Genomic DNA, 12886 nt, shown 5'->3' on the forward strand with positions numbered 1-12886 from the left:
TGCGCACTCCTAATCATTTTTGATGTACTTTTGAAGCAAAACGCATGTATTCGCTTTCCGATTTCGATTTTAATTTGCCGCAAGAAAACATTGCGCAAACTCCGTTGGCCGAGCGCAGCGCCTCGCGCCTGTTGCATCTGGACGGCGATACCCTGGCTGACCGCCAGTTCGCCGACATCGTCGGGCTGTTGCAGGCGGGCGACCTGCTGGTGATGAACGATACGCGCGTGCTGAAAGCGCGCTTCTTTGGCGTCAAGGAAAGCGGCGGCAAGATCGAGGCGCTCGTCGAGCGCGTGCTCGATGACCGCACCGTGCTGGCCCAGGTGCGCGCGTCGAAGTCGCCGCCGCCCGGCTGCCGCATCCGCCTGGCCGATGCCTTCGATGTGACGGTGGGCCAGCGCGCCGGCGAATTCTTTACCCTGCATTTCGAGGCCGACGTGTTCGAGCTGATCGAGGCGCATGGCCGCTTGCCGCTGCCGCCGTATATCGAGCACGATGCGGACGAATTCGACGAGACGCGCTACCAGACCGTGTTCAACAAGGTCCCCGGCGCTGTCGCCGCGCCGACGGCCGGCCTGCATTTCGACCAGGCCCTGCTTGATCAATTGAAGGCCAAGGGCGTCAACTTTGCCTATGTGACCCTGCACGTGGGCGCGGGCACCTTCCAGCCCGTGCGCACGGAAGTGCTGGCCGAGCACAAGATGCATACCGAGTGGTACACCATGCCGCAGGAAACCGTCGACGCCGTGCGCGCCGCCCAACTTGCCGGGCGCGACGTGGTCGCCGTCGGCACGACCAGTTTGCGCGCGCTGGAGTCGGCCTCGCAAAGCGGCCAGCTGGTGGCTGGCAGCGCCGATACGGCCCTGTTCATCACGCCCGGCTATGCGTTCAAGACGGTGACGCGTTTGATCACCAACTTCCATTTGCCGAAATCGACCCTGCTGATGCTGGTGTCGGCCTTTGCCGGCTATGAGCCGATCCGCAGCGCCTATGCGCATGCGATCGCGCAGAACTACCGTTTCTTCAGCTATGGCGATGCGATGCTGCTCACCACGCAATCGCGCGCTGCGCTGAACCTTGATACTCCCGTGAAAGACTGACATGCTGGAATTTAAACTACTCAAGACCGACACGAGCGGCCTGACCAAGGCACGCCGCGGCACCTTGAAACTCAACCATGGCGTCGTGCAGACGCCGATCTTCATGCCAGTGGGCACTTACGGCTCCGTGAAAGCCATGTCGCCGCTGGAACTCAACGAGATCGACGCGCAGATCATCCTGGGCAACACGTTTCACCTGTGGTTGCGTCCTGGCAACACTGTCATGGAGAAATTTGGCGGCTTGCATGGCTTCATGGGCTGGAACAAGCCGATCCTGACGGATTCGGGCGGCTTCCAGGTGTTTTCGCTGGGCGCCATGCGCAAGATCACGGAAGAGGGCGTGCATTTCAATTCGCCGATCAACGGCGATAAACTGTTCCTCTCGCCGGAAGTGTCGATGCAGGTGCAGCGCGTCCTGAATTCCGACATCGTCATGCAGTTCGACGAATGCACGCCGTACGAAATCCAGGGCCGCCCGGCCACCATCGAGGAAGCGGCCAAGTCCATGCGCATGTCGCTGCGCTGGGCGCAGCGCTCGAAGGACGAGTTCCACCGCGGTGAAAATCCGAATGCGCTGTTCGGCATCGTGCAGGGCGGCATGTTCGAGATGCTACGCGACGAGTCGCTGGCCAAGCTGGAAGAGATCGATTTCCCCGGCATCGCCATCGGCGGCCTGTCCGTCGGCGAACCGAAGGAAGACATGATGCGCATGCTGGCCCACGTGGGTCCACGCCTGCCGGCCAACAAGCCGCATTACCTGATGGGCGTGGGCACGCCGGAAGACCTGGTGGCGGGCGTGTCGAACGGTATCGACATGTTCGATTGCGTCATGCCGACGCGTAACGCCCGCAATGGCTGGCTGTTCACCCGTTTTGGCGACATCAAGATCAAGAACGCCAAGTACAAGGAAGACCAGGCGCCGCTCGACGAGACCTGCAGCTGCTACGCCTGCCGCAATTTCTCGCGTGCCTACCTGCACCATTTGCACCGCTCCAAAGAAATCCTCGGCGCGCGCCTCAATACCATCCACAACCTGCATTATTATCTGGACTTGATGCGCCAGATGCGCGAGGCGCTGGACGAAGACCGTTTCCACGCGTTTACCCTGCAATTCCATGCGGAACGCGCACGCGGAACTTAAGAAAAGCTTAGCTTGATGGCTGGCGGCAGCATGGCCGGAAGTTTTGTGTATTGGTGCTTGGACTGGGGCGATAAAGCATTGCATAATGCTTTTTTAGCCCCATTTAAAGTTGCCATGGCTGCAATTCGGGTTATGACGTATAGCCAATGCTAGAATACAGCGCTATTTTTTCAAACTGATTAGAACTGGAGTCACCGTGTTTTTCATTTCCAACGCTTATGCGCAAGCCCCAACCGAAGCCCTGGGCCTCGGCGGCAACCTGACCAGCTTCCTGCCGCTGGTATTGATGTTCGTGGTCATGTATTTCCTGATGATCCGCCCACAGCAAAAACGCGCCAAAGAACAACGGGCGATGATGGACGCGCTGGCCAAGGGTGACGAAGTCGTCACCGCCGGCGGCATGCTGGGCCGTGTTGTCAAGGTAGTGGACGCTTACGTCACCATCGAAGTGGCGACCGGCACCGAAGTCACGGTGCAAAAGAGCTCCATTACCACCTTGCTGCCTAAAGGCACCCTGAAGGCACTGTAATTCCTCGCTGTCATTGCTTCGGCAATGATAGACCCGGGGCGGCTATCGGCCGCCCCTCGGGACGCCTCCGACGCTCAACACTGAACGCTGAATCACTATGAATCGCTATCCTGCCTGGAAATACATCATCATCGTCGTCGCCTTATTGCTGGGCGCACTCTATACGGCGCCCAATTATTTCGGTGAATCACCGGCGCTGCAAGTAACCAGCGGCAAGTCGACCGTCAAAGTGACGGGCGATCTGATGACGCAAGTCGAGCAAATATTGACGAAAGAGAACGTCAAGTCGGAAGGTGTCACCATGGATGGCGCCGGCAACCTGGCCTCCGTGCGCGTGCGTTTTGCCGATCCCGATACCCAGTTCAAGGCAAAGCTGGTGCTGGAAAAGGATCTCAATCCTGATTCCACCGATCCCGCGTTCATCGTGACGGTCAATCTGCAAGCCAATACGCCGATGTGGATGCAGAAACTGCATGCCTTGCCCATGTTCCTGGGCCTGGACTTGCGCGGTGGCGTGCACTTCCTCATGCAGGTCGATGCGAAAGCTGTACTGAACAAGAAAGTCCAGGGCGTCCAGTCCGCCGCGCGTAGCGTGTTGCGCGACAAGAATATCCGCCACGCCGGCATCGAGCGCGTGGGCGACAGCGTGCAGATCAACTTCCGCGACGCGGAAACACGCCTGAAGGCAAAGAATGTATTGTCCGACCAGATGACGGAGCTGGCGTTCGCCGATGCGGGCGAAGGCAGCGACCTGAAACTGAACATCACCCTGAAGCCGGCGGCCCTGAAGGCAACCATCGACGAAGGCGTGAAACAGAATATCTCGACCCTGTCCAAGCGCGTCAACGAGCTGGGCGTGGCTGAGCCGCTGATCCAGCAGCAAGGTCCTGACCGCATCGTGGTGCAATTGCCTGGCGTGCAGGACGTGGCCCGAGCGAAAGCCATCATCGGCCGCACTGCGACCCTGGAAGTGCGCCTGGTCGATGAAACCATCGTGCCTGGCACCGAACTGTCGAGCGCTATTCCATTCAACTCGGAACTGTTTACGGTTGGCAAGGGTGTTCCTGTCGTGCTGGCGAAAGACGTGATCCTGACGGGCGACTATATTTCCAGCGCCACGGCCAGTTTCGACCAGAACCAGCAGGCGGCCGTGTCGATCGACCTGAACGGCGACGGCGGCCGCAAGATGCGCGAAGCGACGCGCGAACGCGTGGGCAAGCGCATGGCCATCGTGCTGTTTGAAAAGGGCAAGCCGGAAGTGCTGTCGGTTGCCACCATCCAGCAGGAACTCGGTTCGCGCTTCCAGATCACCGGCATGGGCGGCGCGGAAAACGCGAATGAACTGGCGCTGCTGCTGCGCTCGGGCGCCCTGTCCGCACCGATGACCGTCATCGAAGAACGCACGATCGGGCCGCAGCTGGGTGCGGAAAACATCGCCAAGGGCTTCCACTCGACCTTGTACGGCTTCATCGCCATCGCCATCTTCATGATCGCCTACTACATGCTGTTCGGCGCCTTCAGCGTGCTGGCCCTGGCCGCCAACCTGCTGTTGCTGATCGGCTTGCTGTCGATGATCCAGGTGACCCTGACACTGCCAGGTATCGCCGCGATCGCGCTGGCGCTGGGTATGGCGATTGACGCCAACGTGCTGATCAATGAACGTATCCGCGAAGAGCTGCGCGCTGGCAATACGCCGCAAGCGGCGATCGCTGCCGGCTTCGACCGCGCCTGGGCCACGATTCTCGACTCGAACGTGACCACCCTGATCGTCGGCCTGGCACTGCTGGCCTTCGGCAGCGGTCCCGTGCGCGGCTTCGCTGTTGTGCATTGCCTGGGTATTCTGACCTCGATGTTCTCCTCCGTGTTCGTGTCGCGCGGCGTGGTCAACCTCTGGTATGGCCGCAAGAAAAAGCTGACGACCTTGTCGATCGGCACGGTGTGGGTGCCGGGCACCAGCAAATAAGCGACGGCCCAGCCTTACCCAATAGCGTCAACAGCGATAGCGTCCGGTGGCACAGCCGCCGGATGCACAGAATAGAACTCAGAGGATTTCATGGAATTTTTCCGGATCAAAAAAGATATTCCCTTCATGCGCCATGCGTTGATTTTCAACGTGATTTCGGCGGTGACCTTCCTTGCCGCAGTCTTCTTCCTGTTCCACAAGGGCTTGCACCTGTCCGTGGAATTCAAGGGCGGCACCCTGATGGAGGTGAAGTACCCGAAGGCGGCCAATCTCGAAGGTATACGCGGCACCCTGATCGGCATGGGCTACGAAGAGCCGGGCGTGACCAGCTTCGATACGGCGCGCGACGTGATGATCCGCCTGCCGGTGGAAAATGGCGTCAGCGCCGCGAACACCTCGCAGCGCGTGTTTGAAGCCTTGTGCAAGGCCGAGCAAGGCACGACCAAGGGTATCGATACCGTCACCGAAAAGGGTGAACACGTCATCAAGAGCGCCTGTATGGACGCGGCCGGCAGCGAAGCGGTCGTCTTGCAGAAAGTCGAATTCGTCGGCCCGCAAGTGGGCGAGGAACTGGCGCAGAATGGCTTGAACGCGCTGGTGATGGTGATTCTGGGCGTGATGATCTACCTGGCCATCCGCTTCGAGTGGAAATACGCTGTCTCGGCCATTATCGCCAACTTGCATGACGTGGTGATCATCCTGGGCTTCTTCGCCTTCTTCCAGTGGGAATTCTCGCTGACGGTACTGGCGGCGATCCTGGCGGTGCTCGGCTACTCGGTCAACGAATCGGTGGTGATCTTTGACCGTATCCGCGAAAACTTCCGCAAGCAGCGCAAGGCAACCGTGCATGAAGTGATCGACAGCGCGATCACCAGCACCATTTCGCGTACCATCATTACCCACGGTTCCACCCAGATGATGGTGTTGTCGATGCTGGTCTTCGGCGGCCAGACCCTGCACCATTTCGCACTGGCGCTGACCATCGGTATCTGCTTCGGTATTTACTCGTCCGTGTTCGTCGCGGCCTCGATCGCCATGTGGCTGGGCGTCAAGCGCGAAGACTTGATCAAGCCGGTCAAGGAAAAAGACGAAACCGACGGCGCCGTGGTGTAAGCGCAGGTTTTTTTGCTGGTCGAATGAAGAACGATCACCGTTTGCGGTGATCGTTTTTTTTATGGCGGATGATGATGAAGCGTTTTTTATGGGCAGGTGTGATGGCGGGCGTGACGGCGTTGGCCGGCGCCGCCGATTTCAGCCGCGGTGGCAGTGACAGCATCGCCATGCGCGGCCCGATTGCCGAGGGCGACGTGGACAAGCTGCGGCTGCTGGCCGCGCCGGGTATGACGCTGTTGCGCGTGAATAGCGACGCCGGTGATCCGCTGGCGGCGATGCAGCTGGGTCGCCTGGTGAGCCAGCTGCGGCTCGATATCGCCATCGACACCGTGTGCGCGGGCAGCTGCGCGCTATATGTCTTCCCGGCCGCGCGCCGCAAGCACATTCCGGCCGATGCCGTGCTGGCGCTGCAGGAATCGGCCTTCCTGCGCGCGCAGGCGAACCGGGCGAACATGCGGCGCAGCCTGGTTGAAGCGGGCGTGGCGACCGAAGACCTGGACAGCGAAACAGCGGCACTAGCGGCCCAGTTGGCGCAGACGGCGGCGCTGGAGGCGGCATTTGCCGCGGAGCTGGGCATTGTCCCCGCCTTTTACCGCGACTTCCGGCAAGTGGCAATGCAGGCCGATAGCGTGCGCCTGCGCTTTCCCGACCAGGAGGCAGCCGTCTACTGGTGGCCGGCCGCCGCCCGGCTGCAGCGCTGCTACGGCATCGCCGGTGTGGACGAGGGGACGCGCGCGACGCGCCTGGCGCCCGATGGCTATCTGTACGTGCCGGCCCTGTCGGCCCTCGTCATGGGCGACCAGGGCTTGCAGGCCTGTCCATGAGCCGCAGCGGCCGTCTGTTCCTGTTGATGGACGCGATGCGCGCCAGGCGCGTGCCCGTCACGGCGGCCCAGCTGGCGCAGCAGCTGGGTGTTTCCGAGCGCACGATCTACCGCGATATCCAGACCCTGGCCGAACTGGGCGCGCCCTTGCAGGGCGAAGCCGGCATCGGCTATGTGCTGCGCCGCGGCGCCTTCCTGCCGCCGCTGATGTTCGGCGCCGATGAACTGGAAGCGCTGGTGCTGGGCGCGCGCTGGGTGCGCCGGCAGGGCGATGCGGGCCTGGCGCAGGCGGCCAGCAATGCCCTGGCCAAGATCGCGGCCGCCTCGCCGCGCGATTTGCGCGACAGCATGGCCGAGACCAGCTTGTGGGTGCCGCTGGGGCGTCCCGCCGACGGTACGCAGCCGGCCGACCGTTACGTGCAGCCCGTGCGCGAGGCGATCCGCTACGAACAGAAAATCACGCTTGCCTATCAGGATGAGCATGGCAGCGCCACCTCGCGCACGGTGTGGCCGTTTGCCCTGGCCTTTTTCGAAGGCAAGCGCCTGCTGGCCGCCTGGTGCGAGCTGCGCGGCGACTACCGGCATTTCCGCATCGACCGCATCGCCAGCGTGCAGCAGCATGAGGAGCGCTATCCCACGCGGCGCCATGTGCTGCTGGAGGCCTGGCGCAAGGCGCATGATATCGATCCTGAATCCTGATTTGCGCTCCTGACAAAAACTGTCAGTGCCTGGGCCTACGATGGTGGCTTCCCCACTCACCGGAGCCATCCATCATGCGTCTGTACCACCACCCCATGTCCTCGAATGCCCGCCGTGCCCTGATGACGGCGATCCACCTCGGCTTGCCTCTGGAACTGGCGGAAGTCGACCTGATGAATGCGGACGACCGCCGCCGCCTGGCCGAGCTGAACCCGAACGGCAAGGTGCCCGTGCTGGCCGATGGCGCTTTCCTGCTGTGGGAATCGTGCGCCATCATGCAATACCTGGCCGAGCAGGTGCCGGGCCAGACGATTTATCCGCCGGCGCCGCAAGCCCGCGCCGACGTCAACCGCTGGCTGTTCTGGGCCGCGCAGCATTTCGCGCCTGCCATCAGCGTGCTGGCCTGGGAACGGGCCTGGAAAGGCATGACGGGCAATGGTCCGGCGGACCCGCTGGAAGAGGCGCGCGGCGAGCGCGACCTGCATGAATGCGCCGTGGTGCTGGATGCGCATCTGGCGGGGCGCAGCTGGGTCAGCGGAGACGATGTGACCCTGGCCGATTTCGCCGTGGCCGCGCCGCTGATGTACAGCGAGGCCGTGCGGCTGCCGCTGGCGCAGTACCAGCACATCCAGGCGTGGTTTGCCCGCGTGCGGCAGCTGCGCGCCTGGCAGGAAACGGAGGTGGAGCTCTTGCCGGGCTAATGTGCGCGCTAAGTGTGCCAGCGCACGGAGCCGGCACGGCGCACCGCTTAAGATAGGGCTGTCTCTTTCAGGACATCCCTAGCTTTGGACTTTACCCGCTTTCGAGCGGGTTTTTTTTATCCGGCGTTTGAAGGTGGCTTGATAATTTGATACTTGCTGCACATATGGAGCCTATCCCACTGCCAGCAGGTAAGTCATGTTCATGCCACGCCATCCGCAACCCCTGTTGAGTACCAAGGCGGTTGCCACGCAAGTCGCCCAGCAAAAGCAGGGAACGCCGGCCATGGACAAGCATGTGCTGATCGTCGATACGCCCAAGCCGGCGGCACCTCCGCCAGCGAGCAAGAAGAAGCCTGCAGGCTAGTTACTTAGTGCACCAGCACCTTCAGCAGCGACTGCACTTCATCGTCCGATTCTTCCATGATGCTCGACAAGGTCGCATCGTCGCCGATCACGCAATCGATGCTGCCGGCGGCCCGGGCGGCGCGCACGGCGATGGCGGCCGGGCTTTCGTTGAGGGGCGAAGAGACGGGCGCCAGGTCATTCGCCAGCAGCAGGGTGTCGCCCAGCGATTCGGGCGGGATGGCGCGCAGACCTTCCCACAGCGCATCGATGGCCCCCATCACCGCTTCCGGCACCTTCAGTTTGGTCAGGACGCCATGGCCGATGGCCTGTTCGCCATGTTCGACCCAGTCTTCCGGTTCGCCGTCGAGGATGCCGGGGAATTCGGCCGCGCGCGACAGCAGATAAAACCCGCCCACTTCATGCATGATGCCGGCAAACAGGGCCGTATCAGGGTCCACCCTGGTGACGCGGCGGGCCAGCACTTGCGACAGGGCCGCCACGTGGGCCGTATGTTCCCACAGCTGGTTGGCCTTCGCTTGCAGCACGGGATCGGTGATGGTGCTGCCCAGCTGGCGCACGATCAGCGATGCCACCACCGACTGCAGGGTGCGCACGCCGAGCCGCTGCACGGCGTTGCGCACGCTGGTGATTTCATTGCCGGAACGGTTGAACGCCACGGAATTGGCGATGGCCACCGTGCGCGCGGCCAGCAGCGGGTCGGCCTGCACCAGCTTGGCGGCGGCCTCGATATGGCAGTCGGGATCGGCCAGCGCCTCTTGCAGCTTGAGCGAAGCGTCCACATTGGCAGGAAAGGTCAGCTCGCCACGAGCGGCTTGTGCGGCGATGCTTTTAAAGGCGTCGAGTCTGTTCATTGAAAAAATTATACTCGCAATATTTCCGTGCGGAACTTTTTAACCGTGATCTTTTCGCAAACAGCCGAGCAAAAGGCAAGCAAAGCCCCGTAAACGCAAAATGGGCACGCGTACAGTCGAGGCGTGCCCATTTTGAACGACGAAATTCCGAACGCTTAACAAAACCATCGCGAGCGGATGGGATTTGTGGCCGAGAAGCGCAACCGTACTTTAGTACGGGGGCGCCGAGCCGGTGAGCATCGCCGGCCGCAAAGCGCACCGCGCAGCAGGTTTTGTTACGCGTTGTTAGAGAGATTCGCTGAAGATGGCGTCGCAGCCTTCAACGAGTTCATCGCTGTCTTCCAGCTCATCCGTCAAGCCCAGGTCGAACAATTCCTCGACGGCGTTCATGAAGCTGTTGTGCTTGGTGGCGCCGATCAGGCGGTAGATTTCGCCGTCTTCGTTGCGCACGCCGATGATCAGTTTTTCCTGGCGCACCAGTTCCGGCGTGCTGGCGTTGAGCAGCAGGTTGCCGATGATGTGTTTATCGAAATGAGCGGGTTTTTTGCCTTCGAGCAGTGAGGTTTTCAACTTGGTTTCCTTTGTCTTGTTTGAATGTCTGTGCTTGGTGAATGGTCAGCCGTGGCCGTTGGCGATGGCGTGTTTCAAGCCCGCCAGGGTGGTTTCCAGCCGCATGAAATCGTCTTCGGTATAGCCGTCGAACAGGCGCTGGCCCTGCCTTGTCAGCTTGGGGAACACGTCCTGGAACACCTGTTCACCCTCGCAGCTCAGGCGCACATAATAGGAACGCTTGTCGCGTGGACAACGTTCGCGTATCACCAGCCCCTTCTGTTCCAGCCGGTCCACCACGCCCGTCAAGGTGCCCTTGGTAATCAGGGTTTTCTGGCCTAGTTCCTTGTAGGACATGCCGCAGGTGTTGCCGAGCGTGGCAATGATGTCGAATTGCGCATGCGTCAAGCCGTACTGGCGCACGAAGTCGCTAGAAAACCGCTCGAAGCCTTGCATGCATTCGGCCAGCAGCCGGATACTTTTTAAATATCGTTCACCCATGGCAGTGATTATATCCTTCCGCCCCGCTTTTTTCCGCCGCGTCAGGATGCGTCCTTGCATGAGGGGCTGGAGGGGGCGGAAGTCCGGTATCATGTGGGCAACTCAGCCCTTGCCCCTGGCCCGCCTCGCCGATGTCCTTCGCTAATCTTTCCCGTATCGGCCTCGACAAACCGCTGCGTTTGCTGTTGGTCCATGCCGGCGATGCCGAGTCGATCACCTGGGCCGGCCTGGTGCAGCCGCTGCGCCTGTGCGCGCGGGCGCTGGGGCCGGACGCCCTGCAACTGGAGGTGCGCACGCCGGAGCAGGTGGCTGCGCAGGGCGGCAACTGGCATATCGCGCTGCTGGTGGCAGATGAAACGGAAGCGCCGCTGCGCGCCGAGCTGTGCCGGGCCGTGATCGAGCGCTGCCGCTCGGCGCCATTCTGGGGCGGCGTGGGCGCGGCCGTGCTGTGGCTGGCCGACGCGGGCGTCATGGATGGCGTGCGCATCGCCTTGCCGTGGGCCCTGTACGCGGATGCGGAAGCCAAGGCGGAACGGGCCATCCTGACGCCGCACCTGTTCGACATCGACGGCCCGCACATCACGTGTTGCGGCGGCGCTGCCAGCATCGACTTTTCGCTGACCCTGATCGAAACCATCTTTGGCGCCGACGTGCAGGCGCTCGTCAAGGAAGCGTTGTGCGTGGACAAGGTGCGCGGCAAGGAAGAGCGCCAGCGCGTGGCCCTGCAGGCGCGCTTCGGCGTGCTGCAGCCGAAATTGTCCGAAGCGGTGACCTTGATGGAGGCCAATATCGAGGAACCGCTGTCGACCGACGACATTGCCAGCCTGGTGGGCCTGTCACGGCGCCAGCTCGAGCGGCTGTTCAAGCAATACCTGGGCAGCCTGCCGTCGCGTTACTACCTGGAGCTGCGCCTGCAGCGCTCACGGCAACTATTGCTCGATACACATTATTCCATCGTGCAAGTAGGCCTGATGTGCGGCTTTTCTTCCGGCTCGCACTTTTCCACGGCCTTTGGCACCCTGTTTGGCAATACGCCGCGCGAAGAGCGGCAAAGAAAGCTCATGCCCCCGGCTTGATTCAGGCAAGCCCGTCGGTGATGAATTGTGAAAATCCTTGTCGCAGATTCAAAAGAGTTTTAGCATCCCGCTTTTTATAATGCAGTACACACGTAGCTGTCGTAGCTGCGGAGTACCTAACATATTGATGGGGAAATGCTATGAATGCCAAGCTTGATTCGACCGTAACGGCTCGTCCAGTCACCCGGGAAACCTTTGACCAGGTCCTCGTTCCTACCTACGCTCCCGCTGCCATGGTACCCGTGCGCGGTTCCGGACTGGACCTGTGGGACCAGTCAGGCAAGCATTACCTCGATTTCACCTCCGGCATCGCCGTCAACAGCCTGGGCCACTGCCATCCGGCCCTGGTCGACGTGCTGACCAAGCAAATCAATAATTTGTGGCATTTGGGCAACGGCTATACCAACGAGCCTGTCCTGCGCCTGGCGCTGGCCCTGACGGAAGCGACCTTCGCCGACCGCGCCTTCTTCTGCAACTCGGGCGCGGAAGCCAACGAAGCGGCCCTGAAACTGGCGCGCAAGTACGCCCACACCAAGTTTGGCGCGCACAAGTCGCGCATCATCTCGTGCTTCAGCTCCTTCCACGGCCGTACCCTGTTTACGGTCTCCGTCGGCGGCCAGGCCAAGTACACGGAAGGCTTCGAGCCGCTGCCGCCGTCGATCGACCATATCGCCTACAACGACATCGAAGCGGCGCGCGCCGCCATCGGCGATGACGTGTGCGCCGTGATCGTCGAGCCGGTACAAGGCGAAGGCGGCGTCGTGCCGGGCAATCCGGAATTCCTCAAGGAATTGCGCGCCCTGTGCGACAAGACGGGCGCCCTGTTGATTTTCGACGAAGTCCAGTGCGGCATGGGTCGCACTGGCGCGTTGTTCGCCTACATGGGCTACGGCGTCACGCCGGACATCCTGACGGCCGCCAAGGCGCTGGGCAACGGCTATCCGATCGGCGCGATGCTGACCACGAATGAACTGGCGCAGACCCTGGCCGTCGGCACCCACGGCACCACCTACGGCGGCAACCCGCTGGCCGCCACCGTGGCCTTGACCGTGCTGGAAACGATCAACACGCCGGCGTTCCTGGCGCGTGTGAAAGAAGCCAGCGTCAACACCATCGCCATGCTGCAAGGCTTGATCACGGATTATCCGCAAGTGTTCTCCGCCGTGCGCGGCAGCGGTTTGCTGCTGGGCCTGGTAGTCACCGATGCCTACAAGGGCCGCGCGAAAGACATCCAGAAAGCGGCCGAAGCGCAAGGCTTGATGGTGCTGATCGCCGGCATGGACGTGGTGCGCCTGGCGCCGGCCCTGATCGTCTCGGACGAGCAGATTGCCGAAGCGGGCCGTCTGCTGCGCGTGGCCATCGACGGCATGCTGAAAGCCTGAGGCTAGCCTCGCTCCCTGTTTGATCACCGGCCCGCCGCTTTGCTGCGGGCCGGCTTGGTTCTACCCCAGCATCGTCAGCATTGAAGGAGTAC

The 12886-nt window shown here is 61.7% G+C and carries 14 protein-coding genes; 11 read left to right on the forward strand and 3 right to left on the reverse strand.

Translation table 11 applies throughout. The annotated features are described in order from the left end of the window. The first annotated feature begins 44 nt into the window (after window positions 1-44). The 9 genes from queA to BLT98_RS29145 all read left to right on the forward strand — a co-directional run bounded on the left by queA (window position 45) and on the right by BLT98_RS29145 (window position 8433). A complete protein-coding gene (gene queA, locus BLT98_RS09345) occupies window positions 45-1100 on the forward strand; it encodes a tRNA preQ1(34) S-adenosylmethionine ribosyltransferase-isomerase QueA (RefSeq protein WP_070254793.1) in 1056 nt (351 codons plus the stop codon). Between the two features lies 1 nt (window position 1101). Continuing rightward, window positions 1102-2241, forward strand: coding sequence for a tRNA guanosine(34) transglycosylase Tgt (gene tgt / locus BLT98_RS09350; RefSeq protein WP_035822848.1), 1140 nt, complete (start codon window positions 1102-1104; stop codon window positions 2239-2241). Between the two features lie 196 nt (window positions 2242-2437). Continuing rightward, window positions 2438-2770, forward strand: a complete 333-nt coding sequence (gene yajC, locus BLT98_RS09355; protein WP_034778948.1) for a preprotein translocase subunit YajC — start codon at window positions 2438-2440, stop codon at window positions 2768-2770. A 97-nt stretch (window positions 2771-2867) separates the two neighbouring features. Continuing rightward, on the forward strand, window positions 2868-4733 hold the full coding sequence (secD, locus tag BLT98_RS09360; RefSeq protein ID WP_034778946.1) for a protein translocase subunit SecD: 1866 nt from the start codon (window positions 2868-2870) through the stop codon (window positions 4731-4733). A gap of 90 nt (window positions 4734-4823) precedes the next feature. Beyond that, the gene (gene secF / locus BLT98_RS09365) at window positions 4824-5846 is read left to right on the forward strand and encodes a protein translocase subunit SecF (protein WP_092607171.1); all 1023 of its coding nucleotides are present in this window, start codon (window positions 4824-4826) and stop codon (window positions 5844-5846) included. 74 nt (window positions 5847-5920) lie between these two features. Next, window positions 5921-6670, forward strand: coding sequence for a hypothetical protein (locus BLT98_RS09370; protein WP_139179181.1), 750 nt, complete (start codon window positions 5921-5923; stop codon window positions 6668-6670). Continuing rightward, window positions 6667-7368: a helix-turn-helix transcriptional regulator gene (locus BLT98_RS09375; RefSeq protein WP_170846346.1), complete on the forward strand. Its 702-nt coding sequence runs from the start codon at window positions 6667-6669 to the stop codon at window positions 7366-7368. The genes BLT98_RS09370 and BLT98_RS09375 overlap by 4 nt, the downstream gene beginning before the upstream one ends. A gap of 74 nt (window positions 7369-7442) precedes the next feature. Next, the gene (locus BLT98_RS09380; protein WP_092607177.1) at window positions 7443-8069 is read left to right on the forward strand and encodes a glutathione S-transferase family protein; all 627 of its coding nucleotides are present in this window, start codon (window positions 7443-7445) and stop codon (window positions 8067-8069) included. A 196-nt stretch (window positions 8070-8265) separates the two neighbouring features. Further along, window positions 8266-8433 carry a hypothetical protein gene (locus BLT98_RS29145; RefSeq protein WP_162835749.1) on the forward strand — a complete coding sequence of 56 codons (168 nt, stop codon included), beginning with the start codon at window positions 8266-8268 and terminating at the stop codon, window positions 8431-8433. Window positions 8434-8437: 4 nt separating this feature from the next. On the opposite strand, the gene BLT98_RS09385 is transcribed toward BLT98_RS29145, so the two are convergent. From BLT98_RS09385 to BLT98_RS09395, 3 genes are all read right to left on the reverse strand, one after another. Beyond that, a complete protein-coding gene (locus BLT98_RS09385) occupies window positions 8438-9286 on the reverse strand; it encodes an HDOD domain-containing protein (protein WP_070254782.1) in 849 nt (282 codons plus the stop codon). Between the two features lie 285 nt (window positions 9287-9571). Then, window positions 9572-9856: a hypothetical protein gene (locus tag BLT98_RS09390; RefSeq protein WP_034778933.1), complete on the reverse strand. Its 285-nt coding sequence runs from the start codon at window positions 9854-9856 to the stop codon at window positions 9572-9574. A 45-nt stretch (window positions 9857-9901) separates the two neighbouring features. After that, complete coding sequence (locus BLT98_RS09395) at window positions 9902-10336, reverse strand: MarR family transcriptional regulator (RefSeq protein WP_170846347.1); 435 nt, start codon at window positions 10334-10336, stop codon at window positions 9902-9904. A 131-nt stretch (window positions 10337-10467) separates the two neighbouring features. On the opposite strand from BLT98_RS09395, the gene BLT98_RS09400 reads away from it, so the two are divergent. Together BLT98_RS09400 and astC are read left to right on the forward strand one after the other, a co-directional pair. Further along, window positions 10468-11412, forward strand: coding sequence for a GlxA family transcriptional regulator (locus BLT98_RS09400; RefSeq protein ID WP_070281819.1), 945 nt, complete (start codon window positions 10468-10470; stop codon window positions 11410-11412). A gap of 140 nt (window positions 11413-11552) precedes the next feature. After that, on the forward strand, window positions 11553-12794 hold the full coding sequence (gene astC / locus BLT98_RS09405; protein ID WP_034778927.1) for an acetylornithine/succinylornithine family transaminase: 1242 nt from the start codon (window positions 11553-11555) through the stop codon (window positions 12792-12794). Window positions 12795-12886: the final 92 nt, after the last annotated feature.

The organism is Janthinobacterium sp. YR213 (assembly GCF_900099875.1).
Lineage (GTDB): Bacteria > Pseudomonadota > Gammaproteobacteria > Burkholderiales > Burkholderiaceae_D > Janthinobacterium > Janthinobacterium lividum.

Bases quoted from the DNA above. Each gene is read 5' to 3' on its own strand.
- secD (WP_034778946.1), top strand. From the start codon at position 2,868: ATGAATCGCTATCCTGCCTGGAAATACATCATCATCGTCGTCGCCTTA.
- queA (WP_070254793.1), top strand. From the start codon at position 45: ATGTATTCGCTTTCCGATTTCGATTTTAATTTGCCGCAAGAAAACATT.
- tgt (WP_035822848.1), top strand. From the start codon at position 1,102: ATGCTGGAATTTAAACTACTCAAGACCGACACGAGCGGCCTGACCAAG.
- secF (WP_092607171.1), top strand. From the start codon at position 4,824: ATGGAATTTTTCCGGATCAAAAAAGATATTCCCTTCATGCGCCATGCG.
- BLT98_RS09370 (WP_139179181.1), top strand. From the start codon at position 5,921: ATGAAGCGTTTTTTATGGGCAGGTGTGATGGCGGGCGTGACGGCGTTG.
- BLT98_RS09380 (WP_092607177.1), top strand. From the start codon at position 7,443: ATGCGTCTGTACCACCACCCCATGTCCTCGAATGCCCGCCGTGCCCTG.
- BLT98_RS09395 (WP_170846347.1), bottom strand. From the start codon at position 10,336: ATGGGTGAACGATATTTAAAAAGTATCCGGCTGCTGGCCGAATGCATG.
- BLT98_RS09385 (WP_070254782.1), bottom strand. From the start codon at position 9,286: ATGAACAGACTCGACGCCTTTAAAAGCATCGCCGCACAAGCCGCTCGT.
- BLT98_RS09375 (WP_170846346.1), top strand. From the start codon at position 6,667: ATGAGCCGCAGCGGCCGTCTGTTCCTGTTGATGGACGCGATGCGCGCC.
- BLT98_RS09400 (WP_070281819.1), top strand. From the start codon at position 10,468: ATGTCCTTCGCTAATCTTTCCCGTATCGGCCTCGACAAACCGCTGCGT.
- astC (WP_034778927.1), top strand. From the start codon at position 11,553: ATGAATGCCAAGCTTGATTCGACCGTAACGGCTCGTCCAGTCACCCGG.
- BLT98_RS29145 (WP_162835749.1), top strand. From the start codon at position 8,266: ATGTTCATGCCACGCCATCCGCAACCCCTGTTGAGTACCAAGGCGGTT.